The sequence below is a fragment of the Duganella sacchari genome (assembly GCF_900143065.1).
In the GTDB taxonomy this organism is placed as follows: domain Bacteria; phylum Pseudomonadota; class Gammaproteobacteria; order Burkholderiales; family Burkholderiaceae_D; genus Rugamonas; species Rugamonas sacchari.
On sequence record NZ_FRCX01000009.1, the window covers coordinates 206,833 to 230,481 of the forward strand.

27 protein-coding genes are annotated in these 23,649 nt (G+C 61.2%); 7 read left to right on the plus strand and 20 right to left on the minus strand.

Annotation, left to right across the window (positions count from 1 at the left end):
- Window positions 1–13 precede the first annotated feature (13 nt).
- The 8 genes from BUA36_RS20965 to rpsP form a co-directional block, all read right to left on the minus strand.
- A complete protein-coding gene (locus BUA36_RS20965) occupies window positions 14–2,761 on the minus strand; it encodes a M16 family metallopeptidase (protein WP_072787266.1) in 2,748 nt (915 codons plus the stop codon).
- An 89-nt stretch (window positions 2,762–2,850) separates the two neighbouring features.
- Entirely contained in the window at window positions 2,851–3,180 is a 330-nt protein-coding gene (locus BUA36_RS20970) for a DUF3579 domain-containing protein (protein ID WP_072787267.1), read from the minus strand.
- A gap of 225 nt (window positions 3,181–3,405) precedes the next feature.
- A complete protein-coding gene (locus BUA36_RS20975) occupies window positions 3,406–4,371 on the minus strand; it encodes a CobD/CbiB family protein (protein ID WP_072787268.1) in 966 nt (321 codons plus the stop codon).
- Between the two features lie 53 nt (window positions 4,372–4,424).
- On the minus strand, window positions 4,425–5,093 hold the full coding sequence (locus BUA36_RS20980) for a CoA pyrophosphatase (RefSeq protein ID WP_072787269.1): 669 nt from the start codon (window positions 5,091–5,093) through the stop codon (window positions 4,425–4,427).
- 86 nt (window positions 5,094–5,179) lie between these two features.
- The gene (gene rplS / locus BUA36_RS20985) at window positions 5,180–5,563 is read right to left on the minus strand and encodes a 50S ribosomal protein L19 (RefSeq protein WP_072787270.1); all 384 of its coding nucleotides are present in this window, start codon (window positions 5,561–5,563) and stop codon (window positions 5,180–5,182) included.
- 86 nt (window positions 5,564–5,649) lie between these two features.
- Window positions 5,650–6,396, minus strand: coding sequence for a tRNA (guanosine(37)-N1)-methyltransferase TrmD (trmD, locus tag BUA36_RS20990; protein ID WP_072787271.1), 747 nt, complete (start codon window positions 6,394–6,396; stop codon window positions 5,650–5,652).
- Window positions 6,397–6,422: 26 nt separating this feature from the next.
- Entirely contained in the window at window positions 6,423–6,986 is a 564-nt protein-coding gene (gene rimM / locus BUA36_RS20995; RefSeq protein WP_072787272.1) for a ribosome maturation factor RimM, read from the minus strand.
- 18 nt (window positions 6,987–7,004) lie between these two features.
- Window positions 7,005–7,253, minus strand: a complete 249-nt coding sequence (gene rpsP / locus BUA36_RS21000; protein ID WP_072787273.1) for a 30S ribosomal protein S16 — start codon at window positions 7,251–7,253, stop codon at window positions 7,005–7,007.
- Window positions 7,254–7,475: 222 nt separating this feature from the next.
- Between rpsP and BUA36_RS21005 the strand changes: the two genes are divergently transcribed.
- The 4 genes from BUA36_RS21005 to BUA36_RS21020 all read left to right on the plus strand — a co-directional run bounded on the left by BUA36_RS21005 (window position 7,476) and on the right by BUA36_RS21020 (window position 10,497).
- The gene (locus BUA36_RS21005) at window positions 7,476–7,904 is read left to right on the plus strand and encodes an NINE protein (protein WP_072787274.1); all 429 of its coding nucleotides are present in this window, start codon (window positions 7,476–7,478) and stop codon (window positions 7,902–7,904) included.
- A gap of 12 nt (window positions 7,905–7,916) precedes the next feature.
- A complete protein-coding gene (locus BUA36_RS21010) occupies window positions 7,917–8,513 on the plus strand; it encodes an outer membrane lipoprotein (protein ID WP_229255769.1) in 597 nt (198 codons plus the stop codon).
- A gap of 69 nt (window positions 8,514–8,582) precedes the next feature.
- The gene (gene panE / locus BUA36_RS21015; RefSeq protein WP_072787276.1) at window positions 8,583–9,506 is read left to right on the plus strand and encodes a 2-dehydropantoate 2-reductase; all 924 of its coding nucleotides are present in this window, start codon (window positions 8,583–8,585) and stop codon (window positions 9,504–9,506) included.
- A gap of 13 nt (window positions 9,507–9,519) precedes the next feature.
- Window positions 9,520–10,497: a proline dehydrogenase family protein gene (locus BUA36_RS21020; protein WP_084560264.1), complete on the plus strand. Its 978-nt coding sequence runs from the start codon at window positions 9,520–9,522 to the stop codon at window positions 10,495–10,497.
- On the opposite strand, the gene BUA36_RS30415 is transcribed toward BUA36_RS21020, so the two are convergent.
- The 8 genes from BUA36_RS30415 to ugpQ all read right to left on the minus strand — a co-directional run bounded on the left by BUA36_RS30415 (window position 10,484) and on the right by ugpQ (window position 19,310).
- On the minus strand, window positions 10,484–10,708 hold the full coding sequence (locus BUA36_RS30415; RefSeq protein WP_139260651.1) for a hypothetical protein: 225 nt from the start codon (window positions 10,706–10,708) through the stop codon (window positions 10,484–10,486). The two genes, BUA36_RS21020 and BUA36_RS30415, sit on opposite strands and share 14 nt — an antisense overlap.
- Before the next feature lie 52 nt (window positions 10,709–10,760).
- On the minus strand, window positions 10,761–11,498 hold the full coding sequence (locus tag BUA36_RS21025) for a metallophosphoesterase family protein (protein ID WP_072787277.1): 738 nt from the start codon (window positions 11,496–11,498) through the stop codon (window positions 10,761–10,763).
- A gap of 106 nt (window positions 11,499–11,604) precedes the next feature.
- Window positions 11,605–13,395, minus strand: a complete 1,791-nt coding sequence (locus tag BUA36_RS21030) for an acyl-CoA dehydrogenase (protein WP_072787278.1) — start codon at window positions 13,393–13,395, stop codon at window positions 11,605–11,607.
- Between the two features lie 76 nt (window positions 13,396–13,471).
- Window positions 13,472–14,404 (minus strand): electron transfer flavoprotein subunit alpha/FixB family protein, encoded by a 933-nt coding sequence (locus BUA36_RS21035; protein ID WP_072787279.1) that lies wholly within the window; start codon window positions 14,402–14,404, stop codon window positions 13,472–13,474.
- Between the two features lie 83 nt (window positions 14,405–14,487).
- Window positions 14,488–15,237 carry an electron transfer flavoprotein subunit beta/FixA family protein gene (locus BUA36_RS21040; protein WP_072787280.1) on the minus strand — a complete coding sequence of 250 codons (750 nt, stop codon included), beginning with the start codon at window positions 15,235–15,237 and terminating at the stop codon, window positions 14,488–14,490.
- 173 nt (window positions 15,238–15,410) lie between these two features.
- Entirely contained in the window at window positions 15,411–15,668 is a 258-nt protein-coding gene (locus BUA36_RS21045) for a sulfurtransferase TusA family protein (protein WP_072787281.1), read from the minus strand.
- A 211-nt stretch (window positions 15,669–15,879) separates the two neighbouring features.
- Complete coding sequence (gene alaS, locus BUA36_RS21050; protein WP_072787282.1) at window positions 15,880–18,489, minus strand: alanine--tRNA ligase; 2,610 nt, start codon at window positions 18,487–18,489, stop codon at window positions 15,880–15,882.
- A 68-nt stretch (window positions 18,490–18,557) separates the two neighbouring features.
- Entirely contained in the window at window positions 18,558–19,310 is a 753-nt protein-coding gene (ugpQ, locus tag BUA36_RS21055) for a glycerophosphodiester phosphodiesterase (RefSeq protein WP_072787283.1), read from the minus strand.
- A 21-nt stretch (window positions 19,311–19,331) separates the two neighbouring features.
- On the opposite strand from ugpQ, the gene BUA36_RS21060 reads away from it, so the two are divergent.
- The 3 genes from BUA36_RS21060 to BUA36_RS21070 are packed head-to-tail and all read left to right on the plus strand — an operon-like array spanning window position 19,332 to window position 21,800.
- A complete protein-coding gene (locus tag BUA36_RS21060) occupies window positions 19,332–20,078 on the plus strand; it encodes a M48 family metalloprotease (protein WP_167544320.1) in 747 nt (248 codons plus the stop codon).
- Window positions 20,079–20,127: 49 nt separating this feature from the next.
- On the plus strand, window positions 20,128–21,357 hold the full coding sequence (locus BUA36_RS21065) for a CaiB/BaiF CoA transferase family protein (protein ID WP_072787285.1): 1,230 nt from the start codon (window positions 20,128–20,130) through the stop codon (window positions 21,355–21,357).
- Between the two features lie 2 nt (window positions 21,358–21,359).
- On the plus strand, window positions 21,360–21,800 hold the full coding sequence (locus BUA36_RS21070) for a GNAT family N-acetyltransferase (RefSeq protein WP_072787286.1): 441 nt from the start codon (window positions 21,360–21,362) through the stop codon (window positions 21,798–21,800).
- Between the two features lie 2 nt (window positions 21,801–21,802).
- On the opposite strand, the gene BUA36_RS30790 is transcribed toward BUA36_RS21070, so the two are convergent.
- The 4 genes from BUA36_RS30790 to BUA36_RS21085 all read right to left on the minus strand — a co-directional run bounded on the left by BUA36_RS30790 (window position 21,803) and on the right by BUA36_RS21085 (window position 23,568).
- Window positions 21,803–21,961: a hypothetical protein gene (locus tag BUA36_RS30790; protein ID WP_167544321.1), complete on the minus strand. Its 159-nt coding sequence runs from the start codon at window positions 21,959–21,961 to the stop codon at window positions 21,803–21,805.
- The gene (locus BUA36_RS21075; RefSeq protein WP_072787287.1) at window positions 21,951–22,208 is read right to left on the minus strand and encodes a hypothetical protein; all 258 of its coding nucleotides are present in this window, start codon (window positions 22,206–22,208) and stop codon (window positions 21,951–21,953) included. The genes BUA36_RS30790 and BUA36_RS21075 overlap by 11 nt, the downstream gene beginning before the upstream one ends.
- A 36-nt stretch (window positions 22,209–22,244) precedes the next feature.
- The gene (locus BUA36_RS21080) at window positions 22,245–22,574 is read right to left on the minus strand and encodes a hypothetical protein (protein WP_072787288.1); all 330 of its coding nucleotides are present in this window, start codon (window positions 22,572–22,574) and stop codon (window positions 22,245–22,247) included.
- 100 nt (window positions 22,575–22,674) lie between these two features.
- Window positions 22,675–23,568 carry a LysR family transcriptional regulator gene (locus BUA36_RS21085; protein WP_072787289.1) on the minus strand — a complete coding sequence of 298 codons (894 nt, stop codon included), beginning with the start codon at window positions 23,566–23,568 and terminating at the stop codon, window positions 22,675–22,677.
- Between the last annotated feature and the right edge of the window lie 81 nt (window positions 23,569–23,649).

Below are 23,649 nucleotides of genomic sequence, written 5' to 3' on the forward strand. Positions count from 1 at the left end.
CGCGCAGGGAGGATTACGGCTTTTTGGGTGTGGCCTTGGCTTCGTCGCCAGCCACGGCGACCGACAGTTTGGATGGATCGATATGCTTGCGGAAGGCGGCATTCACCTGCGCCAGCGTCGCGGCCTGCAGCTTGGCCTCATACTCCTTGCTCCAGCTGTAGGTGCGGCCCAGGTACAGATTGTGGGTCCAGCCCGAGGCGACCACGCTGTCCTTGGCGCGGTTCTGCAAGCGCTGCTGCATCAGGCCCGATTTGGCGCCCGCCAGCTCCGCTTCCGTGAAACCGTCTTTCAGCGCGCGCTCCAGCTCTTCGCGGATCGCCACCTCCAGCTTCTTCAGGTTCTGCGGTGCGGCGATCGCGCCCATGCCGAAGCTGCCGGCACGGTCCTCGTCACCCGCGTGCACGCCACTACCACCGCCGTAGGACAGGCCGTCCTTCTGGCGGATGCGGTCCATCATGCGCGACTTCATCGCACCGCCGCCGAACATATAGTTGGCCAGGTCCAGCAGCGGATAGTCGGCGTCGCTGGTGTTCAGGTCCAGATTCATGCGCGCGGTGTAGAAGCCGTTTTCCTTGTCGGGCGTATTCAACGTCACATGCAATGGCGCCTTGGTGTCGTTGGTGTTCAGGATAGGTGCGTAATCAGCCTTGCTGTTCCAGCCGCCGAAACTCTCTTCGATGGTCTTGCCGATGGCGGCCTTGTCGAAATCGCCGACAATGGCCAGCTGGCCATGATTGGCGCCGTAGAACGCGCGGTGGAAAGCCACCACGTCTTCCAGCTTCAAGGCCTTGATGGCGGCCAGTTGCTCATCCACCGTCAGCGCATTGCGGATATCGCCTTTCGGATAGTGGTTGAGGTGCTGGTCTATCGCTTCCGACGCCACCACCTGCGGCTCGCTGCGCGAGTATTCCAGGCCGACGATCCACTGCTGGCGCATCTGCTCGAATTCCGCCGCCGGGAAGCTGGCGTCCTTGAGCACGTGCGCAACCAGGCGCACCGCCGCATCCAGGTTCGGCCCCGTGGTATCGAACTGATACGGGCTGCCGGTGATCTTCAGCTTGGAGAATTCGTCCGCCAGCTGTTCGCGCGTGTACTTGCTGGTGCCGCGCATCAGCATCTCGTTGGCGGCATTGGCCACCACCGTGGTGTTCATGAGGTTCTGCTCATTCCCCCAGTGCAGACCAAGGCTCACTGATACCGCCTCACCACGGTTTTTCTTTGGCAGCAGCGCCACCTTCACGCCACCGATGGTCTTGATTTCCGTGCGGGCGTTGATGTTGTCCTGGCTGGGGTCGAACACTTCCGACGTCAGCGCGCTTTCCTTGCCCTTGAAGTCCTTCATCACCTCGGCCACGCTGGGCGCTGCAGGAATATCGACACGCTGCGGATTGTCCTCGGGGATGAATTCACCAACCACGCGGTTATCGCGCTTCAGATAACGCGCCGCCACCTCGGCCACCTGCTGCGAGGTGATGCTCGGCAGCTTGTCGCGGCCCTGGAACAGCAGGCGCCAGTCACCCAGCGACACCTCTTCCGACAGCGTCACACCAACGCGCTGCGGATCGTTGAGCGACTTCTCGATGCCGTTGGCGAAGTTGCGGCGGGTACGCTCCATTTCCTCTTCGGTCGGCGGCGTCTTGGCGAAGCCCTCCACCGCTTCGGTCAGCGCGGCGCGCACCGGCTCCAGCGGCTGGCCGGCCTTGACCACCGCGCCAATGATTTGCAGTCCGGGCGCATAGCCCGTCATGCCAAAGCTGAACACCTGCGCGGCCTTGCCGCTTTCCACCAGCTGCTTGTGCAGACGGCCGGTCGGCTCATCGCCGAGGATTTGCGACATGAAGCTCAGCGCATCGCTATCCGCCTGCAGCGCGCTTGGAATCTTGTAGCCCAGCGCGACGATCTGCACATCGCCCTTGCGGCGCACGACAAAGCTGCGCTCACCATCCTGGGTCGGTTCGACCGTCCAGAATGGCGGCAGGCTGCGCTTCGGTTTCGGGATCACGCCAAACGATTTGCTGATCCACGCCAGCGTTTGCGCCGGGTCGAATTTGCCGGCCACCAGCAGCACAGCGTTATCCGGCTGATAGTAGGTGTGATAGAAGGCCTGCAGGTTCTCGATCTTGACGTTCTCGATGTCGCTGCGGTTGCCGATGGTCGAACGACCATAGGAATGCCAGTCGTACGCCACGCTCTGCATGCGCTTCAACAGCACGCCGAACGGGCTGTTCTCGCCGCTTTCGTATTCGTTGCGGACCACGGTCATTTCCGAGTCCAGGTCCTTGCGTGCGATGAAGGACCTGGTCATGCGGTCCGCTTCCATGTCCAGCGCCCACTTCAGGTTGTCCGGGCTGGCCTGGAACACTTCATAGTAGTTGGTGCGGTCGTTGGAGGTGGTGCCGTTGAATTCCATGCCGCGGTTGGAGAACTCCTGCGGAATGCTCTTGTTCTTCGGCGAGCCCTTGAACATCAGGTGTTCCAGCAAGTGCGCCATGCCGGTCTCGCCATAGTTCTCGTGGCGCGAGCCGACCAGGTAGGTGACGTTGACGGTGACGGTGGGCTTGGAGGCGTCCGGGAACAGCAGTACTTTCAGGCCGTTGGGCAAGCGATATTCTGTTATGCCCTCCACCGACGGCCCTTTGACGACGCCGGCAGGCAAGGCTGGCGCGGCAGCAGCGGCCCAGGCAGTTCCGGTAGCAACGAAGGACATTCCGCACAGCACGAGGCTGGCAGCGGCGGCGTGTTTCAGACGGCTGTTGTTCATGTTCTCTCACCATAAAGATAGGAACACGCAGCATACGCCTTACCCAGGCGCCGTGCATAGACGGCTTAAGTAAAAATTAATACTAATTATTAATTTTTTTCGGGCACCAGACAGGCGTCGACCATTTGTAGATCGTTGTCTTTAGCGAAGGAAATCACGAAGTGGTAAGCCATCGGTTCGAGCGCGCGCAGCTTGCCGTTGACCACCACCGACTTGACGCCGTTGACCACGGTCGGCGTCACGTAAGGAGAAAACTGCAGGTGGGAATCGCGTCCGCCGCCGGACCCTTCCGGCTTGAAGCAGGCCATCACACCGCACAGGCGCTCAGCCCAGTCGCTCGGACGGAACTGCCTGCCATTGCTGGTTTGGCCAAGGATGAAGAACGAATCTTGCTGTTCTGCCGGTTTTTGAACTGACATAGGCGCGGCTGCTTCTGCGTAGATACTTGTTGGTAACAAGAATGCGTGGAGGACTCCGGCTGGGTACTGGCCGGGCGGGTCATTCTGTAAGAATCTTACGTATTATATCTTATAGAAGACCTGAATACGTAAGTCATTGAATATTCAACGGCTTTTTCCAGCCCCTCCCACTTTGGTGCAGGAAATGCTACAACCTGCACCACAGCAATACCGCTATTGTACCCGTTAAGGCGCCGCTCCGAGCCAAACAGCGCTCGACAACAGCAACAACAACAGCATCCACAACAACAGTGCGCGCCACACCAGGCCGACCGTGCTTTGCAGCGAACGGACGTTCGGTTCGTCGCCGGGCATGACGTCCGGTTCGATCTCCACGTCCACGGTGGTGGCGTCCACCACTTGCGCCTTGACGGCGTTTTCCGCCGGCGTGCCGAGGCGCACGCCCATGGCGCCGCCACCGGCCGTCAGGATGATGCCCAGCGCCTCGTTCGACCAGCGGTGGGCGAAATTACGCCACGCATAGATCGCATCTTCAAAGTTACCCACCACGGCAAACGCCACGGCGGTCAGGCGCACCGGAATCCAGTCGATCCAGTAAAACGCGCGCGCGGCAAACTGGCCGAAGGCTTCATTGCGCATGTGTTCCGGTTCGTTCCAGGCGCGCGCCAGATGCTCGGCCACGCGGTACATCACGGCGCAGGCCGGCCCCAGCGGCATCAGGAACCAGAAGAACACGCCAAACACATTGCGGTGCGTGGTAATCAGCGACTTCTCGACCGCAATACGGGCGATCTCGGACACTTCCATGCCCACGGTGTCCTGCCGGGTCCACTCCGCCAGCAGCGCGCGCGCAGCAGGCTCGTCGCCCGCATTGAGGGCCAGCTGGATCGAGGTGAAATAGTGGCTGTAGTGGCGGAAGCCGAGCGTCAGATAAACGATCAGCACGTTCCAGGCAAATGCAGCCATGGTCCATTCGTAGTGACGCAGCACCCAGTAGATGGCGGCGGTCGGCACCATCAGTATCGCCATCATCAGGAACCAGCCCATGCGGCCATGGGTCGAGTGTCCAGCGTTAAACCAGGTCTCCATCCGCAACGCCAGACTCTTGATTTCGGCGTAGATCGGATTGTCTGCGCGCAGCGGTTTCATCTGCTCGATCAGCAGCGCGCATAGAATGGAAAGAAAAGTCATTAAACGTCCTTTGCGTTGGCATAGCCTTAATGCCCGCTACGATAGCGTAGTTCTCACTCTGCACGCAAGAAATGGAACAGATTCCGCAGCATGCCCGCCGTCGCGCCCCAGATGTAATACGCTTCGTACGGCATCGCATAAAAGCTGCGGCGGCCATCCGGCAAGTCGACCGACAGGCGCTGGTGGTGCGCGCCATCCATGAGGAAGGACAGCGGCACTTCAAAGATGGCCGCCACTTCATCGGGATCGGCTACCACCTCAAACGGCGGCTGCACCAGGCCCACCACTGGCGTCACGCAATAACCGGTGCCGGTCAGATAGTGCGGCAGGGTACCGAGAATTTCCACGTGACGACGAGCCAGGCCGATTTCCTCTTCCGACTCGCGCAGCGCGGTGTCGATGGCATCCTGGTCGTAGTCTTCGGCACGGCCGCCGGGAAAGCTGATCTGGCCCGCATGGTCGGTCAGGTGCGCGGTGCGCTGGGTCAGCAGGATGGTCAGGCCAGTCTCGCGCAGCACCAGCGGTATCAGCACCGAGGCCGGCGTCGGCGCGCGCTCCTCACGGCCGGGGATGGCGCGCTCGCTGCCTTCCGGCACCCAGTCCGGCGGCGCGGCAAACCGGCTGCGCAGCCACGCGGGCGCCAGGCGCTCCAGCGCGACAGCCGGCTCGCCGGCAATGGCGTCTATCGGCAACTGCTGAGGATCGAACGGTGGCTTGGCCATGCAGACTCCTTGATGAAAACAAAAAGGCGCCCAGTAGGCGCCCTTTGCGGGCGCCCTGCGGGGCGCCCTCTCCAAACACAACCGTATTAAACGGCTGCTTTCGCCGCTGGGCGACGGTTTGGCAGTTTTTCCTTGATACGTGCCGATTTACCGGAACGATCACGCAGGTAGTACAGCTTAGCGCGACGTACGTCACCGCGGCGTTTCACTTCGATCGAAGCGATCAGCGGGGAGTACAGCTGGAAGGTACGCTCTACGCCTTCGCCGGACGAGATCTTACGAACGATGAAGTTCGAGTTCAGGCCACGGTTGCGACGGGAGATAACAACGCCTTCGTAAGCCTGGGCGCGCTTGCGGGTGCCTTCGACTACGTTCACGTTGACTACCACGGTATCGCCAGGTGCAAATTCAGGGATGTTTTTGCCCAGGCGAGCGATTTCTTCTTGCTCGAGTTGTTGAATCAGGTTCATCTTAAATGACTCCATATGCCATCTTGCTGGCGCGCTGTGAGTGCGGACACTCTGCCCAGTAGAGGATGGGGTTTAACAAAGCAGGCCTAAAGGCCTGCCAAAAATTGCTCGTCGCGCTTGGTGAGCAGTCCTGCCTCACGCGCTTTGATAAGCAAATCCGGTCGCTTGCGCGCGGTCGCTTCCAGCATGCGCTGGCGGCGCCATTTTTCAATCTCGGCGTGGTTGCCGCCCATTAGCACTGGCGGCACGCCCACACCTTCATACGTTTCAGGCCGCGTGTAGTGCGGCGAATCCAGCAGGCCGTTGAAGAAGCTGTCTTCGATGGCCGAGGCATCGGTGTTCAATACGCCGGGAATCAGGCGGATCACCGCATCCATCAAGGCCATCGCCGGCAACTCGCCGCCGGACAGCACGAAATCGCCCAGGCTGATTTCTTCATCGACCACACGGTCCAGCAGACGCTGGTCCACGGCTTCGTAACGGCCGCACAGGATGACCAGACCGGGCTCCTGCTTCAGCTGCATTACGCGTTCATGCGTCAACTGCTTGCCCTGGGGCGACATGAACACCACGCGCGGCGCCGGCAGACCGGCATCGGTCTGGCGCTGCTTCGCTGCGTTGATGGTCAGCTCCAGCGGCTTGGCCAGCATCACCATGCCGGGGCCGCCACCATAAGGGCGGTCATCCACGGTACGGTGATTGTCAGTGGTGAAATCGCGCGGATTCCACAGCGACAGGCCACATTTATTCTGTTCAAACGCGCGCCGGGTCACGCCCGACTGCGTTATTGCGGCAAACATTTCAGGGAACAGGGTCACGACATCAAATTGCATGGCGAACCGCCCTCAATGTATTGCGCTTAGTAATCAAGGCCCCAGTCGACAGTGATCTTCTTCGCAGCCTTGTCCACCTTGATGATGAACGCGTCCACAAATGGGATCAGGCGCTCTTGCGCCGCAACTTCTTCTGGCTTGGCATCCGGGGCTGCGGCTGGCGCGATGCGCAGGATGGACTGTGGTCCATTGCTCATCATGTCAGTCACCGTACCGAGGTGCTCACCTTGCAGATTCTCTACTTCCAGACCGATCAGCTCGGCCCAGTAAAACTCATCGTCGGACAAGACCGGGAAGCGGCTTTGCGGAATGAACACTGCCGCACCTTTCAGTGCTTCAGCGACGTTCCGGTCAGTCACTCCCACCAGACGCGCCACGACATCGCCGCCATGCAGTTTGACCTGCTGAACGTCCACATCGCGCATCGCTGGCTTATCCAACCACCAGGTCTTGACCTTGAGGAGTGCATCCGCATCTTCCGAGAAAGGACGGATCCTTACCCAGCCTGCGACGCCAAAAGCACCGAAGACAAAGCCTACCTGTGCCAGATCGTCGGGGATTTGCACCCCGGATGCATTCTTATCGGTCAAACCGGTAACCAGACTTGCTTAGGCTGCTTTTTTGTTTTGAGCAACCAGACGAGCAACGGTAGGCGACAGTTGTGCGCCAACAGCTTGCCAGTGAGCCAGACGGTCTTCGGTGATGCGCAGAGCAACTTCTTGACCCGAAGCCATTGGGTTGTAGAAACCAATGCGCTCGATGAAACGGCCATCGCGACGATTACGCGAATCGGTTGCAACGATGTTGAAGAAAGGGCGCTTCTTGGCACCACCACGAGCTAAACGAATAACGACCATAATATTTCCAAAAAATTTGTGCTAGGACGGAAAAAGCCGCAAATTATAGCAAGCTTTGCCGCGTGGCAGCAAGCGTTAATGAAATAATTGGGCATGTTGGGGTAATCAAAGATTATCCCCTGTTCCGGCACTTGGGGCAATAGCCCTGCCTGCAAAAAAGGCGTGCCGGGGGCCGTATTATGCCTGATACTGCTGCTTTACCGACTATTTTGCTGAGCAACCATGACTGTTGTGCATCATACGCGTCACAAAAACAAGACAATCGCCGCCCTGCTGGCCTTTCTGTTTGGCGGTCTGGGCCTGCAAAGGCTATACCTGGGCGGCTTGCGCGACCGCTGGCTGTGGCTGCATCTGGCCTGCCTGCCGGCTGCGCTGATCGTCTCGCTGGCAGCACCGCAGGCGGATGGCTTCTACAAACTGCTGCCGATCATTCTCTCTGGCCTGGCGGGCTTTCTCGAAGCGCTCATCATCGGCGTCACGCCGGATGAAAAATGGGATGCACGCCATAACGCCGCCTCCGGCCAGCAATCCGATACGCACTGGCCGGTCGCCGTGGTGCTGGTGGCCAGCATGATGATCGGTTCCGGCGGCCTGATCGCTACCATCTCCCGCCTGTTTGACTTGCTGTACACTGGTGGCGCCTACGGTTAAAACAAGGAGAACATGATGCGCAACCGCTCCATTCTGATCGCCACGCTGACCGCCGCCCTCGCCGCCACTGCGGCGCAGGCACAAAGCCCCAAAGAACAGTTCAACGCCGAAACCAGGCGCATCGCCACGCGCTACACCGACGACAAAAAACTGTGCGGCGACGAAAAGGACTCCGGCCTGCGCATGCAGTGCCTGCGCGACGCCAAAACCGAATACGACAAATCGATGGCGCTGGCCAAAGCCCAGTACAAGGCCAGCCCTGCCAAACCCGGCCCGTGCCCGGACTGCGGCAAGGTCAGCTCGGTGGTGCTGGGTGAAAAATCCGGCGACAGCAGCGCGCTGGGCCTGATCGCCGGCGGCGTCGCCGGCGCCCTGCTGGGCAACCAGGTCGGCAGCGGCCATGGCCGCCAACTGGCCACCGTCGCCGGTGCGGCAGGCGGCGCCTACGCCGGCAAGAAAATCGAAGAGCAAGCCAAGTCCAGCAAAGTGTGGACCGTCAACGTGCAGTACGACGATGGCCGCCAGGCCGCCTTCACCTTCGACCACGATCCACAGATGCTGAGCGGCGACCGCGTACGCAACAACAACGGCCAACTGGTCCGCAATTAAGCCCTCGCCTGCACGGCTTTCGGGCCGGTGCTAGACTGACCGCCAGTTTTCTACTTGCGGAGCACAGTCATGAAATTTCTGGTGGTCGGCGCAGGCGCGCTGGGTGGCTACTTCGGTGCGCGCCTGCTGGATGCAGGTCAGGACGTCACCTTCCTCGTGCGCGCCAAGCGCGCAGAACAACTGCGGCAGCACGGCCTGCGCGTCCACAGCCCGCATGGCGACCTGGCGCTGCCCTCGCCGCCCCTGGTACTGTCGGCAGACATCGCGCAGCACTATGACGTCATCATCGTCGGCTGCAAGGCTTATGATCTTGAGGCCACCATGGAATCCTTCGCGGCCGCCGTCGGACCGCAGACCGCCATCCTGCCGGTCCTGAACGGCATGGCGCATCTCGACCAGCTGACCGCGCGCTTCGGCAAGGCGCACGTGCTGGGCGGCCTGTGCCTGATCTCCGCCACGCTCGATGCGCAAGGCGAGGTACAACACCTCAACGACATGCACGGCCTGGTGTTTGGCGAACTCGATGCCACATCATCCGACCGCGTGACTGCTATTGAAAAAGCAATGTCCGGCGCCAGATTCGATGCACGCGTGAGCACGCAGATGCGGCAAGAGATGTGGGAAAAATGGGTCTTCATCACCTCCCTCGCCAGCGCCACCTGTTTGCTGCGCGGGTCCGTCGGCGATATCGTCGCTGCGGGCCAGGCGGACATCGCACTGACGCTACAAGCCGAATGCAACGCCATCGCCGCAGCACACGGCTACGCGCCACGCGCGGAACCGGCACTGCGCACACGCACCATGCTGACCACCCAAGGCTCGCCGATCACCGCATCAATGCTGAAAGACCTGGAACGCGGCGGCGCCATCGAAGCGGACCACATCGTCGGCGACATGCTGGCGCGCGACCCGCAGCACAATTCGCCTACGCTGAAAACCGCGTATGCCCACCTGAAAACCTACGAAGCACGCCGCGCACGCACAGCGGCATAACCAAGGAGACACTGTGTCCACACCAGCTTTTCCCGCCGAATGGCAACCACTGGTCGATCAAGCCGCCACCGCCCTGCGCACGCTCGCGCTGGATGAAACGGCCAAGGAAAAATTCTGCAACGACCCGTTGCTGCGGCCCCATATGCACAAGGTATCGCAACGCTACGTTGCCGGCCAGACCGTGGAAGAAGCGCTGCAACGCGTCGAGCAAATCATCGCGCGCGGCCACGCCGCATCGGCCGAATACATGGGCGAAAGCGTGCGCGACGAAGCGTTTGCGATGGCCGAGACGGCAGTCTTCATGCAGCTGGTGCAAGCCATCGGCCAGCGCAACCTGAACTGCTCGATCTCGTTCGACCTGTCGCACGTAGGCTCGCTGGTGGACAGTGAACTGGGCTACCGCAACGCGCGCCGCATCGCCCAGGCTGCGGCCGAGATCAACCGCGAAGTGATGATCTCGATGGAAGGCATCGACCGTTCGGACGACATCTACCGCATCTACACGCGCCTGCATCAGGAAGACGACCTGCGCAACGTCGGCATCACCGTGCCGGCCAAGCGTCACCGCACCGAACAGGACCTGCTCGCGCTGATGAAGCTGCCCGGCCGTATCCGCCTGGTGAAAGGCGCTTTCCTCGAGCCGGAAGGCGTCGCCTACAGCCGTGGCACGCCCGAACTGGCTGCCGCCTACCGCCGCCACGCGCAAACGCTGCTGCTGAGCGGCCACAAATGCTCGATCGCCACGCACGACCGCAGCATCCAGTCCGACCTCAGCGCCTTGATCCTCCAAGAACGCATCGACCCGCGCTGGTTCGAGTTTGAATCCCTGATCGGCCTCGGTGGCGCACAGCTCGACGAACTGCAGGCACGCGGTTTCCCCACGCGCGAATATGCCGTCTTCGGCGAAGAGCACTTCCTGTACGTATTGAACCGCATCGCCGAAGAACCGGTACGCGTGTACCAGGCCCTGGTCGATCTCAGTGCAGGTTAAGCACCGCAAACGGCACCAGACTACCCGGCGCAGCGCGCGATGATGGCCGCGCGCCTGCCGCCACGGCCCAGGCCAATATCCAATGGCCGGCCTTGATCTCCTCCGCAATGGTGTCAGCATGCAGCATGCGCTGGGCAGCGGCATTCATGCGCTGGACCGCATAAGCCTTGCGGCTGGCTAAAGATGCGGTACGAATAAAGATAGATTTCATGCTGGCCTCACGCGGAATATCCAGCTTGTACGTACGCCGTGGCGATTTGGATTCAGCTTTTTAAAGCGTAGCCCGTGGCGATGGCATGCGCCCAGTCGGCGCGGCCGTTGCGCGCGGCCAGCGCCGCCATCGCTTGCCAGTCGTAAGGCACGGCAAGCAACGCAGCAGACCAGCCGTGCGGACCGCTTTCAACGATGGCGTAGCGCGCGTCAGGTGAACCGTTCTGCATGACGTGGTAGTGCAGATGGTCGTCATCATAAGCCTGCAAGCCGACGCTGCCGGGATTGACGATCAGACAGCCGGAAGATAAACGCACCGCGCGCGGCACATGCGTGTGACCGCAAGCGACCAGCGCCGCCTGCGTGCCCGCGATGCGGACCGCCACTTCCGCAGAGGTGGCGAGACGCACGCCGGCCGGCGCCACCGTCTCCAGAAAATATTCATGATCGCTGCGTGGCGTGCCGTGGCACAGCAGCACATCGGGATCCAGGCGGCGCTGTGGCGGCAAGGTGGCGAGCCAGGCCAGCTCCGCCTCGCCCAATTGCGCATGGGCGTAGACATCCGACTCACCGCGCTGATGCGGATTGAGGATCTGCCGCTCATGGTTGCCGGCCAGCTGCAGCCAATCCTGCGCCATCAGGAAGCGCGCGGTTTGCAGCGGCAGCAGCGGCCCGGACAGGCTATCGCCAAGATTGACCACCATGTCCACATCACGCCGCGCGATATCGCCCACCACCGCCTCCAACGCAGGCAGATTGCCGTGAATATCAGAAACGATAGCGATACGCATAAAAACACTCCGGGGTCAGGTCCGCCAATTCTACACGGCCTCAGCAGCAGCAAATTTTAGCGCTGATGAGCTCGTGTAGAAATGACGGACCTGACCCCGGATTGGGTTAGAACTGGTCGATGTCCAGTGCCAGCACGCCGGCGCTGCCCTCAACGATCGAGGTGCGGATGCCGGACGATTGGCTCAGGAAGTGGTCGGCAAAGAAGCGGGTCGTGACGATCTTGGCCTGGTAGAAGCTGGCGTCGCCGTCGCCGGCGCTCAGTTTCTGCTGCGAGATCAGCGCCGCGCGCGCCATCTGCCAGCCGCCCAGCACGATGCCGGCCAGCTTCAGGTACGGCACGCTGCCCGAGAACACGCCTTTGATGTCGGACTTGATGTTGGCCACCACGTAGTCCACCACCGCTTCCAGGTCGGCCGCGCCTTGCGCCAGCTGCTTGCGGATTGCGGCGAAATCGGCGCCGTCCACGTTGGCCAGCTCCGCTTCGGTCGCGCGCACTTCGGCGATCAGGCCTTTGGCGATCTTGCCCGCATCGCGCACGGTTTTACGGCCGATCAGGTCGTTGGCCTGGATCGCGGTCGTGCCTTCGTAGATGGTCAGGATCTTGGCGTCGCGGTAGTGCTGCGCTGCACCGGTTTCTTCGATGAAGCCCATGCCGCCGTGGATCTGTACGCCGTCGCGCGTGACGTCTTGCGACAGTTCGGTCGACCAGCCTTTGATGATCGGCACCAGGTATTCATACACGGCCTGGTTTTGCGCGCGCTGTTCGGCGTCGGCGCTGTGGTGGGCTTTGTCGTACAGCGATGCGCCGACGTAGGCCAGTGCACGCGCGGCTTCGGTCTGCGCACGCATATTCATCAGCAGGCGGCGCACGTCCGGGTGGTTGATGATGGCCACGCCCGACGGCGAGCCGTTCAGGTCGCGCGACTGTACGCGGTCTTTGGCGTACGCCAGCGCGTGCTGGTAGGCGTGCTCGGACAGGCCGATGCCCTGCATGCCGACGCCGAAACGGGCGGCGTTCATCATGATGAACATGTATTCCAGGCCGCGGTTTTCTTCGCCCACCAGCGTGCCGATGGCGCCGCCGTTGTCGCCGAATTGCAGCACGGCGGTCGGGCTGGCCTTGATGCCCAGCTTGTGTTCGATCGAGACGCAGTGCGCGTCGTTGCGCGCGCCCAGCGAGCCGTCGGCATTGACCATGAACTTCGGCACGATGAACAGCGAGATGCCTTTCACACCCGCCGGTGCATCGGGCGTGCGCGCCAGCACCAGGTGGACGATGTTTTCGGTCATGTCGTGATCGCCATAGGTAATGAAGATCTTGGTGCCGAAGATTTTGTAGGTGCCATCGCCCTGCGGTTCGGCGCGGGTACGCACGGCGGCCAGGTCGGAACCGGCTTGCGGTTCGGTCAGGTTCATGGTGCCGGTCCATTTGCCGGTCACCAGCGGTTCCAGGTAGACGGCTTTTTGTTCGTCGCTGCCGGCGGTCAGCAGCGCTTCGATGGCGCCGTCCGACAGCAGTGGGCACAGTGCGAACGACAGGTTGGCGCCGTGCAGCATTTCCACGCATGGCGTGCCGACCAGCTTGGGCAGGCCCTGGCCGCCAAAGTCGGTTGGGTGTTGCAGGCCTTGCCAGCCGGCGTCGGCGAACTGGCGGAACGCTTCCTTGAAGCCTTTGGAGGTGATCACACCGTCCTTGGTCCAGTAGCTGGGTTCCTTGTCCGCTGCGTGGTTCAGCGGGGCGATTTCACCGGCGACGAATTTCGCGCTCTCTTCCAGCACGGCTTCGGCGGTTTCCGGGGTAGCATCCTCGCAGCCTGGCAGTTGGCTCACGGCGTGCAGGTTAGCCAGTTCGTTCATCACGAACAGCATGTCTTTAATCGGTGCTTGATATGGCATCTCGTCTCTCCAAGAAAAAGGCCACGGCAATCCGGCGTGTCCGGATCAGCGTGGCCTGTGTTTGCTTTATTCGGTATTAGCCCAGTTCAGCAACCAGTTGTGGCACTACGTCGAACAGGTCGCCCACGATGCCGTAGTCGGCAACGGAGAAGATCGGCGCTTCCGGATCTTTGTTGATGGCGACGATGGTTTTCGAATCTTTCATGCCGGCCAAGTGCTGGATCGCGCCGGAGATACCGACGGCGATGTACAGGTTAGGTGCAACGATCTTGCCGGTCTGGCCAACTTGCCAGTCGTTCGGCACGTAGCCTGCGTCCACGGCAGCGCGCGAGGCGCCCATGGCGGCGTTGAGCTTGTCTGCCAGCGGTTCCAGGATCTTGAACGCTTCGCCCGAACCCATGCCACGGCCACCGGACACGATGATCTTGGCGGCGGTCAGTTCTGGACGGTCCGACTTGGCCACTTCGCGGCCAACGAACGACGATTTGCCCGAGTCAGCCACAGCGGCCACGGTTTCGGTCGCCGCCGAACCACCGGTGGCGGCAGCGGCGTCGAAGCCGGTAGCGCGCACGGTGATGACTTTGACTTTGTCGCCCGATTGCACGGTAGCGATGGCGTTACCGGCGTAGATCGGACGCTCGAAGGTGTCCGGCGAATCGACTTTGGTGATTTCCGAAATCTGCGCAACGTCCAGCTTGGCGGCAACGCGCGGCAGGATGTTTTTGCCGTAGGCGGTGGCTGGCGCCAGGATGTGGCTGTAGGCACCGGCGATTGCCAGCACTTGTTCAGCAACGTTTTCTGCCAGGCCATCCGCGAAGTAAGCGGCGTCGGCAACGATGACTTTCGACACGCCGGCGATAGCAGCGGCGGCGCTGACAGCGGCGCCGGCATTTGCGCCAGCGACCAGGACGTGCACCTCACCACCGCATTGGGCGGCAGCGGTAACGGTGTGCAGGGTGCTGGCCTTCAGGCTGGCGTTGTCGTGTTCTGCGATAACTAATGCGACCATGATTTTTCCTTTACGTTATTCCGCGCAACGCGCGGAATAGAATCATTATTTAGCGATCCCGCGCTAGGCACGGGATGAAGCAATTAAATTACTTTAGCTTCGGTGCGCAGTTTTGCGACCAGGGTTGCAACGTCCGGTACCTTGATACCAGCGGAGCGCTTGGCAGGCTCGGCAACTTTGACGGTTTTCAGACGTGGGGTAACGTCGACGCCCAGATCTTCCGGCTTGGTCACGTCCAGCGTTTTCTTTTTCGCTTTCATGATGTTCGGCAGGGTCACATAGCGTGGCTCGTTCAGGCGCAGGTCGGTGGTGACGATGGCTGGCAGCGTCAGCGACAGGGTTTCCAGGCCGCCGTCCACTTCGCGGGTCACGGTGACTTTGCCGTCTTCCAGCACCACTTTCGACGCGAACGTCGCTTGTGGCCAGCCCAGCAGCGCAGCCAGCATCTGGCCGGTCTGGTTGGAGTCATCGTCGATCGCCTGTTTGCCCAGGATGATCAGTTGTGGCTGTTCTTTGTCAGCCAGTGCCTTGAGCAGCTTGGCAACTGCCAGCGGCTCCAGTTCTACGGCGGTTTCCACCAGGATGCCGCGGTCGGCGCCAATCGCCATGGCGGTACGCAGGGTTTCCTGGCACTGGGTCACGCCAGCGGACACGGCGATCACTTCGGTGACCTTGCCAGCTTCTTTCAGACGGGTGGCTTCTTCCACCGCGATCTCGTCGAACGGGTTCATCGACATTTTGACGTTAGCGATATCGACGCCGGTGTTATCGGACTTCACACGCACTTTGACGTTGTAGTCGACCACGCGTTTGACGGGTACCAAGACTTTCATAGCTGTGCCTTTGGAAAAATAAAGAATTCGGGACTGATAATGTGGGCTAGATTATATGAGAAATCTGCCCCACACAAGAAATTTAAGCACGATCGTGCGTTTTTTAGCTAGTAGAAATCGTCTAAAAAATAAATCTTCAAGACGAATTCTGGAGGGGAATTACAGCGGAGGAATTATTTGCGCTGCATCAAAAAGACAAACTCACGGCCAGTCTGGACGTGGGACAACAGGGCGTTGCCGGTTTGTTTGCAAAATGCCTGGAAATCACGCACCGAACCTGGGTCCGTTGCCATAATGCGCAGCACCTCACCGCTCTGCAGTTCTGCCAGCGCCTTTTTGGCTTTCAGGATAGGCAACGGGCAATTGAGGCCGCGTGCGTCCAGTTCCTTATGAAATTCAATGATTTCGTTTTCCAGTATCGTGTCGCTCATTGAGAACCCGCTCTTTGGTTAGGTGTGTCGTCATACTACTCCTTTTTGGAATGGATGACGCGCTGCACCAAAATAGTTCGTTGTGCGTTGCAAGTTTGCAACGGGAACTGGAAAGTATACAACACTAACCCACGAAGAACAACGGCCTGCGTGAGACTGTTACACCTCACGCAGGCCGCATAAACACTACTTTATAGCGGTTTTTAACGCTTTATACGCGTTCGCCGACCCACGCCGAAACACCGGCCAGTGCGCCCGCCAGGCCGCTCGGATCGGTGCCGCCGGCTTGCGCCATATCAGGGCGTCCGCCGCCTTTTCCGCCCACTTGTTGTGCAACGAAGTTGACCAGCTCGCCTGCTTTGACCTTGGAAGTGCTGTCCGCCGTGACGCCCGCAATCAGGCTGACTTTGCCGTCATTGACCGATGCCAGCACGATGGCGGCGGTCTTCAGCTTGTCTTTGAGCTTGTCCATGGTTTCGCGCAGCGCGGTAACGTCAGCGCCTTCCAGCGTGGCTGCCAGCACCTTGATGCCCTTGATGTCGACGGCCTGGCCAGCCAGTTCGTCGCCCTGGCCTGCTGCCAGCTTGGACTTCAGTGCCGCCAGTTCTTTTTCCAGCGACTTCACCTGGTCCTGCACGGCGCCGATCTTGACGGTCAGCTCTTCCGGATTCGATTTCAGCGCGGCAGCGGCTTCGTTGAGTTTGCGGGCCATGCCCTGCACCAGCGCCAGCGCGCCTTCGCCGGTCACCGCTTCGACGCGGCGGATACCGGCAGCAACGCCGCCTTCCGAGACGATCTTGAACAGGCCGATATCGCCGGTGCGGTTGACGTGCACGCCGCCGCACAGCTCTTTCGAGCTACCAATGTCCATCACGCGTACTTCATCGCCGTACTTCTCGCCAAACAGCGCCATGGCGCCATGCTTGACGGCGTCGTCGAACGACATATTGTGCGACTGGGTGGCGTGGTTTTCCAGGATCTCTTGGTTGACGATGGCTTCGACCTGGGCGATCTGCTCGGCGGTCATCGGCGCATTGTGGCTGAAGTCGAAACGGGCCTTGTCCGGATCCACCAGCGAGCCCTTCTGTGCCACGTGCGAGCCCAGCACTTCGCGCAGGGCTTTGTGCATCAGGTGGGTCGCCGAGTGGTTGCGGACGGTGCGGCCGCGCTTGGCCTGATCGACGGTGGCGCTGACCGCGTCGCCGACTTTCAGCGCGCCCGAGGCCAGCACGCCATGGTGACCGAATACGTCCGCCTGGATCTTCAGCGTGTCGCTGACGTCAAACTGTGCGGCGCCGCTGGCGATCACGCCCTGGTCGCCGACCTGGCCGCCCGACTCTGCATAGAACGGCGTGGTGTCCAGCACCACGATGCCCGACTGGCCAGCCGTCAGTTCCTGCACCGGCGAGCCGGCCGAATACAGCGCGATGACCTTGCTGCTGTGGTTCAGGCTGTCATAGCCGACGAATTTGTTTTTCTCGCCGCTGTACTCGACCTTGGCGTCCTTGACCGACTTGCCGCCTTTGCGCGACAGCTCCTGGCTTTCTTTCAGCGCAGCGTCATAGCCTTCCTGGTCGAACTTGATATCGCGTTCGCGGCAGATATCGGCAGTCAGGTCCGGCGGGAAGCCATAGGTTTCGTACAGCGTGAAGGCGGTGGCGCCATCGATGCCCGTGGCGTCCTTGGCCAGCTGGGCTTCCAGCACTTTCATGCCGGTTTCCAGGGTTTCGCCAAAGCGCTCTTCTTCTGCCTTGAGCATCTTGGCGACGTTGTCCTTGGCTTCTTCCAGCTCCGGGTAGGCAGCGCCCATCTCGATCGCCAGGTCGGCCACCAGCTTGTAGAAGAATGGCTTGGTCTGGCCCAGCTTGTGGCCATGGCGCAGTGCGCGGCGGATGATACGGCGCAGCACGTAGGCACGGCCTTCGCTGCCAGGGATCACGCCGTCCACAATCATGAACGCGGCCGAACGGATATGGTCGGCGATCACGCGCAGCGATTTGTTTTCCAGGTCGGTAGCGCCGGTTTCGCGCGCGGCAGCCTTGATCAGGTTCTGGAACAGGTCGATCTCGTAGTTCGAGTGCACGTGCTGCAGCACGGCAGCCAGACGCTCCATGCCCATGCCGGTGTCGACCGACTGCTTCGGCAGCTTGTGCAGCACGCCCTGCTCGTCGCGGTTGAACTGCATGAACACCAGGTTCCAGATTTCGATGAAGCGGTCGCCGTCTTCTTCCGGCGAGCCTGGAGGACCACCCCAGATGTCGGCGCCGTGGTCGTAGAAGATCTCGGTGCACGGGCCGCATGGGCCGGTGTCGGCCATCTGCCAGAAGTTGTCCGAGGCGTAGCGTGCGCCCTTGTTGTCGCCGATGCGGATGATGCGCTCTTTCGGCACGCCCACTTCGTTGGCCCAGATGTCGTAGGCTTCGTCGTCTTCCTGGTACACGGTCACGGTCAGCTTGTCGACCGGCAGCTGGTAGACCTTGGTCAGCAGTTCCCAGGCGTAGCTGATGGCGTCGCGCTTGAAGTAGTCGCCGAAGCTGAAGTTACCCAGCATCTCGAAGAAGGTGTGGTGACGCGCGGTGTAGCCGACGTTTTCCAGGTCATTGTGCTTGCCGCCGGCGCGCACGCAGCGCTGCACCGAGGTGGCGCGGGTGTACGGACGGCTGTCGGTGCCGGTAAACACATCCTTGAACTGCACCATGCCGGAGTTGGTCAGCAGCAGGGTCGGGTCATTGCCAGGTACCAGGGAGCTGGAACGAACAATCGTGTGACCTTTGGATTCAAAGAATTTGAGGAATTTGTCGCGAATTTCGGATGATTTCATGTCGTAAGCTAGTAGTAACTGGCAAATGCAAAGGGTTGATTATATATGACCGCGCAGGCCTCAGGGTCTTAGGTGAAGGCGGGACCGATCAAATCAATACGGTCGGTGCAGAAACCATCCACGCCCCAGGACAGGATTTCCCGGCCCCTTGCCGGGTCGTTGACGGTATAGCAAAACAGGCCATAACCGGCTGCCTTGATCTGCGCCGCCAGCGCCGGCGTCAGGTGCTTTTGATTGGTGTGGATGGCCACGGCGCCCAGCTGCTTCGCCTGCGCCTGCCAGTCGGCCGGGATTTTATCCAGCAGATAGCCGCGCGGCAGCTCGGGCGCCGCATCGCGGGCCGCCGCCAGCGCGTCAAAGCTGAACGAGGACAGCAAAGGATAGCCGGCGGGATCGCCGCCAGCCAGCTCCGCGGCATAATTGTCGCGTGTGATTTTTGCAACCCAGGCGCCGGTTTCCGCCTCAAAACCGTCGGCCGGCTTGATTTCCACATTCATCCAGATGCGCTGCGCCTTGCAATAATCGATGAACTGGGTGAAGAATGGCACTGGCTCATCGCGGAATTCCGCCCCGAACCAGCTGCCCGCGTCCATCGCGGCCAGATCGACGGCGTCGGTCTGTGCGACACTGCCCTGCCCGGCGATGGTGCGGCCGAACGCGGGGTCGTGCACCACCATGCCGATGCCGTCGCGCGACAGCATCACGTCGAACTCGACGGCGCGGAAGCCGTAAGCCACGCCGGCGCGCAGGCCGGCCACCGTGTTTTCCGGCGCCAGCGTACCGCCGCCGCGATGTGCAACAATTTTTGGGTAAGGCCACATGGCTTTGCCTCGGGGGTTGTGATGGCAAGGACAACAACGTTATCACGAATAGCGGGCCTGCTGCTAGCCGTCGCCACGCCCACGTCCGGCGGGGCAGCGACGCCGACGCAAGCGGAAGTGATGACGCGCGCCGCCGCCATGTACGCCGACCGGCTGGCCGGGCGCAACATCAACCGCGACGCCGGCTTCACCGCCCGCGTGCGCGGCATCGCCGGCGTGCTCATCGCCCAAGCCAAACGCGACTATCCCGACACCGCAGCGTGGGCGTGGGAAGTCCACACCACTGACGATCCCGACATGAATGCCGACTGCATGGCCGGCGGCAAAATCCTGGTCAGCCAGGCTTACGTCGAACGGCTGGCACTCAATGACGCCGAACTGGCCATGCTGCTGGCCCATGAAATCGAACACGCCGCCCTGCATCACAACCTCAAGGAATATCAGGCCGCGCTGCAGCTGGATCCAGCCTGGGCCGGACGCCCGTTTGCAGAACTGGAATACGCGGTCGATCACGACAGCCGCCTCATGGGCGTCCTGGCCGCCACCAACTACGCGCAGGAACAGGAAGCCGACCGCGAGGGCTTGCGGCTGGCCTGGCGCGCGGGCTGGCCGGCATCGGCCCTGTCCGGCTATTTCCGCAAGATGATGCGCGACAGCGACTGGCCCCGGCGCAGCAAGGCCGACTACCCCTCGCCCATCCAGCGCTGGCGCGACGCCCACGCGCTTGCCGACAGCTTGCAAAAAAATTACGTGCAGCCGAGCGAGTGAGCCACTACACTAGCGGCCTGATTGTTCGCTCAAAAGGTTAAAACACATCATGACAGCTCCAAAAGCGCTAGGCCATCTCCGCGTACTCGACCTGAGCCGCGTGTTGGCGGGACCGTGGTGCTCGCAGAATCTGGCCGATCTCGGCGCCGACGTCATCAAGATTGAACGTCCCGGCAACGGCGACGACACGCGCGCCTGGGGGCCGCCGTATGCGCGCGACGCCGACGGCAAGGACACCACCGAAGCGGCATACTACCTGTCCGCCAACCGCGGCAAGCGCTCGGTGACGGTGGACATCGCCAGCACGGAAGGCCAGCAGCTGCTGCGCGAGCTGGTCAGGCACAGCGACGTGGTGCTGGAAAACTACAAGGTCGGCCAGCTCAAGCGCTATGGTCTCGATTACGAGACGCTCAAGGCCATCAAGCCGGATCTGGTCTACTGCTCGGTCACCGGCTTCGGCCAGGATGGTCCGTACGCGCACCGTGCCGGCTATGACTTCCTGATCCAGGGCATGGGCGGCCTCATGTCCGTGACCGGCGAGCGCGATGACCTGCCGGGTGGCGGTCCGCAAAAAGCCGGCGTCGCGCTGACCGACCTCATGACCGGCATGTACGCCACCATCGCCATCCTCGCCGCGCTCACGCACCGCGACCGCACGAGCGAGGGCCAGTACATCGACATGGCGCTGCTGGATGTGCAGGTGGCCATGCTGGCCAATGCCGGCAGCAACTATCTCAACAGCGGCAAAGTGCCCAAGCGCTGGGGCAATGCGCACCCGAACATCGTGCCCTACCAGACCTTCCAGTGCGCGGACGGCTACATCATCGTCGCCACCGGCAACGATGGCCAGTACCAGAAATTTGTCGAAGCTGGCGGCCGTCCCGACTTGGCCTTCCACGAACGTTACGCCACCAATCCGCTGCGCGTGAAGAACCGCGACGAGCTGGTGCCGATACTGGCCGAGATGGTGCTGCAGCAACCACGCGATTTCTGGATCGACAAGCTGGAGGAAGTCGGCGTGCCGTGCGGGCCGATCAACAACCTCGACCAGGTCTACCAGAACCCGCAGATCCAGGCGCGCGGTGTGGTGATGGACGTACCGCACCCCACCGCCGGTACCACCAGGCTGGTGCGCAGCCCGATGCGCATGTCGCTGACGCCAACCGACAATGCCGTCGCGCCGCCACTGCTGGGCCAGCATACGGATGCCGTGCTGCGCGACCTGCTGGGCCGCAGCGACGACGACATCGCCGCCCTACGCGCAAAAGGCGTGCTGTGAACATGGTCACGCTGGAAGCCATCACCGTCGATAACTTCGAAGACTTCATGGACATGGAGTTGCCGGACTCCCAGCGGGACTACCTGGCCAGCAATGCCTACTCGATCGCCCAGGCACGCTACTACGACGACTACATCCCGCGCGGCATCTACCACGAAGGCAAGCCTGCGGGCTTCCTGCTGTATGACCGGCAGTCCAACAACCACGTGGGTGAGTACGGCATCTACCGTTTCATGGTCGATCATGCCCAGCAGGGAAAAGGCATAGGCCGCCGCGCGATGCAGCTCTTGCTGGACGAACTCAAAGCCAAGCCCGACGTCAAACTCATCACCATCTGCTACAAGCCGGACAACGCCAACGCCCGCGCCTTCTACCGCAGCTTCGGCTTCGAAGAAACCGGGCTCGACGACATAGGCGAAATGATTGCCGTCATCAGACCGTAGCGCTAACGCTTACGCAACCGTTCCAGATCACGGTCGTCCCGCCGCATCTCAGCCCGCATGGCCTGACGGGCGCCTCGGATTGCGCCTGATAATGGGGCAAAGTAGCGACGCAAACTGTCCTTGAACATGCGCTTCACATAGCTCTCCTGGTCATCCTTCATGTCTTGCTCCTCGCAATAGTTTGCGTGCCGAAAAATAGAGAACGCATACCAGCAGTGCGATGTCCATTAACAAAATCAGGTGCGCGGTTCCTGAAAGCGCGTAATACGTAAAGTCACTCACTCCCAACCATCGCATACCACGCGCGACCAGCTCGATCAACGCAGCACCAGTGGCCAATACCAGCAAATACAAAAGACTGAATCCAAAATGCATGATTAGCTCCCAGTGAGTTTGTTTATCACCCATGGCAATTCAGGCCCCGTGCTGGCGGCCTGCTCCTCGTTAGATATGCAGATCGCGCTTTAGTTCCTGAATCTGGCTGTGCAAATGCGTGACGGCGCCTTTGATCTGGCCGGACAAGGTGGGAATGTAATTGCAGATGCGTTTGGCGCGGTCGGCCAGGACGTCCATGTCACGCACCAGCTTGCGGATGCGCGTTTCATCTGCGGACTGAAACACTTCGCGCGCCTGGTCGGCACGCTTGTCCATCTGTTCTATGCAGTCACGCAACTCCTTCGGCAGGCCAAACTCCGCCGAGGCCGCTTGCGCCGTGAGCCTGACCGCGCGTTCCACAAAATAAAACCGGTGCTCCAGATCATTGGTATGCATCATGATGCCCTCCTTGTGAAGAATTCGACCGTGCGAATTCGACCGCAGAGGCCACTGGCGGTTTCAACAACCACGCACGGCACTGACGCAGATCAGGCCGCCATCAAATAGCGGGCAGGCGCGCCATATCCACAAAGGCCCGCAAGGCCGACGACATGCGCCGCTGGCGCGGGTAATACATCATCAGCGCCGTGTTCAGCGGGCACCAGTCCTCCAGCACCCGCACCAGGCGGCCCGCCTCGATGTGCGGCAACAGGCGGTACTCGGGCAGGAACGTAATCACCACACCATCCAAGGTGGCGCGCAGCGCGAGTTCGGAATCGCCGACCGACAGCCGGCCCGGCACATCCACCTCCAGTTTGACATCGCCCTTGGCCAACTCCCACTTGTAGAAATTCCCGCGCGGGAAGCGGTAACGCACGCAGTTGTGATGCGCCAGATCGTCCGGATGCTGCGGCACGCCGTGGCGCGCAAAATATTCCGGCGCGCCCACCACCACAAAACGCTGCGCCGGCCAGACCGGCACAGCGATCATGTCCTCCGGCACGTGCTCCTCATAACGGATGCCGAGATCGAAACCACGCTCGACAATATCGACCATGCCATCGTCACTGACGACCTCCAGCGTGATATCCGGGTACGCCGCCAGATAGCGCTGGATCAGCGGACCAATCACCATCACCGCCGCATCACGCGAGCTGTTGATGCGCAGCGTGCCGGACGGCGAAGCGCGGAACAGATTCATCTCCTCCAGCGCCAGATTGACGCCGCCCAGCGCCGGCTGCAAACGCTCCAGCAAGTGCTTGCCCGCCTCGGTCAGCGCCACACTGCGCGTGGTGCGATTGAACAGGCCCACGCCGAGCCGGTCCTCCAGCGTGCGCACCGCGTAACTGACCGCCGACGCCGACAGCGCCAGTTCGGCCGCCGCCTTGCGGAAACTGCCATGCCGCGCCACGGAAGCAAATACGGCCAGGTGAGAGAGATTATCAAGTTGCATGATTATGCAAAATTCCTGTTTAATTCATGCAGACCAACTCGCTTGTTAGCTGCATAGTCCGGGAATTATAGTGCAACAACC

Excerpts from the sequence above, each read along its gene's own strand:
- BUA36_RS20965 (WP_072787266.1), bottom strand. The coding sequence starts at position 2,761 with ATGAACAACAGCCGTCTGAAACACGCCGCCGCTGCCAGCCTCGTGCTG.
- BUA36_RS20970 (WP_072787267.1), bottom strand. The coding sequence starts at position 3,180 with ATGTCAGTTCAAAAACCGGCAGAACAGCAAGATTCGTTCTTCATCCTT.
- BUA36_RS20975 (WP_072787268.1), bottom strand. The coding sequence starts at position 4,371 with ATGACTTTTCTTTCCATTCTATGCGCGCTGCTGATCGAGCAGATGAAA.
- BUA36_RS20980 (WP_072787269.1), bottom strand. The coding sequence starts at position 5,093 with ATGGCCAAGCCACCGTTCGATCCTCAGCAGTTGCCGATAGACGCCATT.
- rplS (WP_072787270.1), bottom strand. The coding sequence starts at position 5,563 with ATGAACCTGATTCAACAACTCGAGCAAGAAGAAATCGCTCGCCTGGGC.
- trmD (WP_072787271.1), bottom strand. The coding sequence starts at position 6,396 with ATGCAATTTGATGTCGTGACCCTGTTCCCTGAAATGTTTGCCGCAATA.
- rpsP (WP_072787273.1), bottom strand. The coding sequence starts at position 7,253 with ATGGTCGTTATTCGTTTAGCTCGTGGTGGTGCCAAGAAGCGCCCTTTC.
- BUA36_RS21005 (WP_072787274.1), top strand. The coding sequence starts at position 7,476 with ATGACTGTTGTGCATCATACGCGTCACAAAAACAAGACAATCGCCGCC.
- BUA36_RS21010 (WP_229255769.1), top strand. The coding sequence starts at position 7,917 with ATGATGCGCAACCGCTCCATTCTGATCGCCACGCTGACCGCCGCCCTC.
- panE (WP_072787276.1), top strand. The coding sequence starts at position 8,583 with ATGAAATTTCTGGTGGTCGGCGCAGGCGCGCTGGGTGGCTACTTCGGT.
- BUA36_RS30415 (WP_139260651.1), bottom strand. The coding sequence starts at position 10,708 with ATGAAATCTATCTTTATTCGTACCGCATCTTTAGCCAGCCGCAAGGCT.
- BUA36_RS21025 (WP_072787277.1), bottom strand. The coding sequence starts at position 11,498 with ATGCGTATCGCTATCGTTTCTGATATTCACGGCAATCTGCCTGCGTTG.
- BUA36_RS21030 (WP_072787278.1), bottom strand. The coding sequence starts at position 13,395 with ATGCCATATCAAGCACCGATTAAAGACATGCTGTTCGTGATGAACGAA.
- BUA36_RS21035 (WP_072787279.1), bottom strand. The coding sequence starts at position 14,404 with ATGGTCGCATTAGTTATCGCAGAACACGACAACGCCAGCCTGAAGGCC.
- BUA36_RS21040 (WP_072787280.1), bottom strand. The coding sequence starts at position 15,237 with ATGAAAGTCTTGGTACCCGTCAAACGCGTGGTCGACTACAACGTCAAA.
- BUA36_RS21045 (WP_072787281.1), bottom strand. The coding sequence starts at position 15,668 with ATGAGCGACACGATACTGGAAAACGAAATCATTGAATTTCATAAGGAA.
- alaS (WP_072787282.1), bottom strand. The coding sequence starts at position 18,489 with ATGAAATCATCCGAAATTCGCGACAAATTCCTCAAATTCTTTGAATCC.
- ugpQ (WP_072787283.1), bottom strand. The coding sequence starts at position 19,310 with ATGTGGCCTTACCCAAAAATTGTTGCACATCGCGGCGGCGGTACGCTG.
- BUA36_RS21060 (WP_167544320.1), top strand. The coding sequence starts at position 19,332 with ATGGCAAGGACAACAACGTTATCACGAATAGCGGGCCTGCTGCTAGCC.
- BUA36_RS21065 (WP_072787285.1), top strand. The coding sequence starts at position 20,128 with ATGACAGCTCCAAAAGCGCTAGGCCATCTCCGCGTACTCGACCTGAGC.
- BUA36_RS21070 (WP_072787286.1), top strand. The coding sequence starts at position 21,360 with ATGGTCACGCTGGAAGCCATCACCGTCGATAACTTCGAAGACTTCATG.
- BUA36_RS30790 (WP_167544321.1), bottom strand. The coding sequence starts at position 21,961 with ATGAAGGATGACCAGGAGAGCTATGTGAAGCGCATGTTCAAGGACAGT.
- BUA36_RS21075 (WP_072787287.1), bottom strand. The coding sequence starts at position 22,208 with ATGGGTGATAAACAAACTCACTGGGAGCTAATCATGCATTTTGGATTC.
- BUA36_RS21080 (WP_072787288.1), bottom strand. The coding sequence starts at position 22,574 with ATGATGCATACCAATGATCTGGAGCACCGGTTTTATTTTGTGGAACGC.
- BUA36_RS21085 (WP_072787289.1), bottom strand. The coding sequence starts at position 23,568 with ATGCAACTTGATAATCTCTCTCACCTGGCCGTATTTGCTTCCGTGGCG.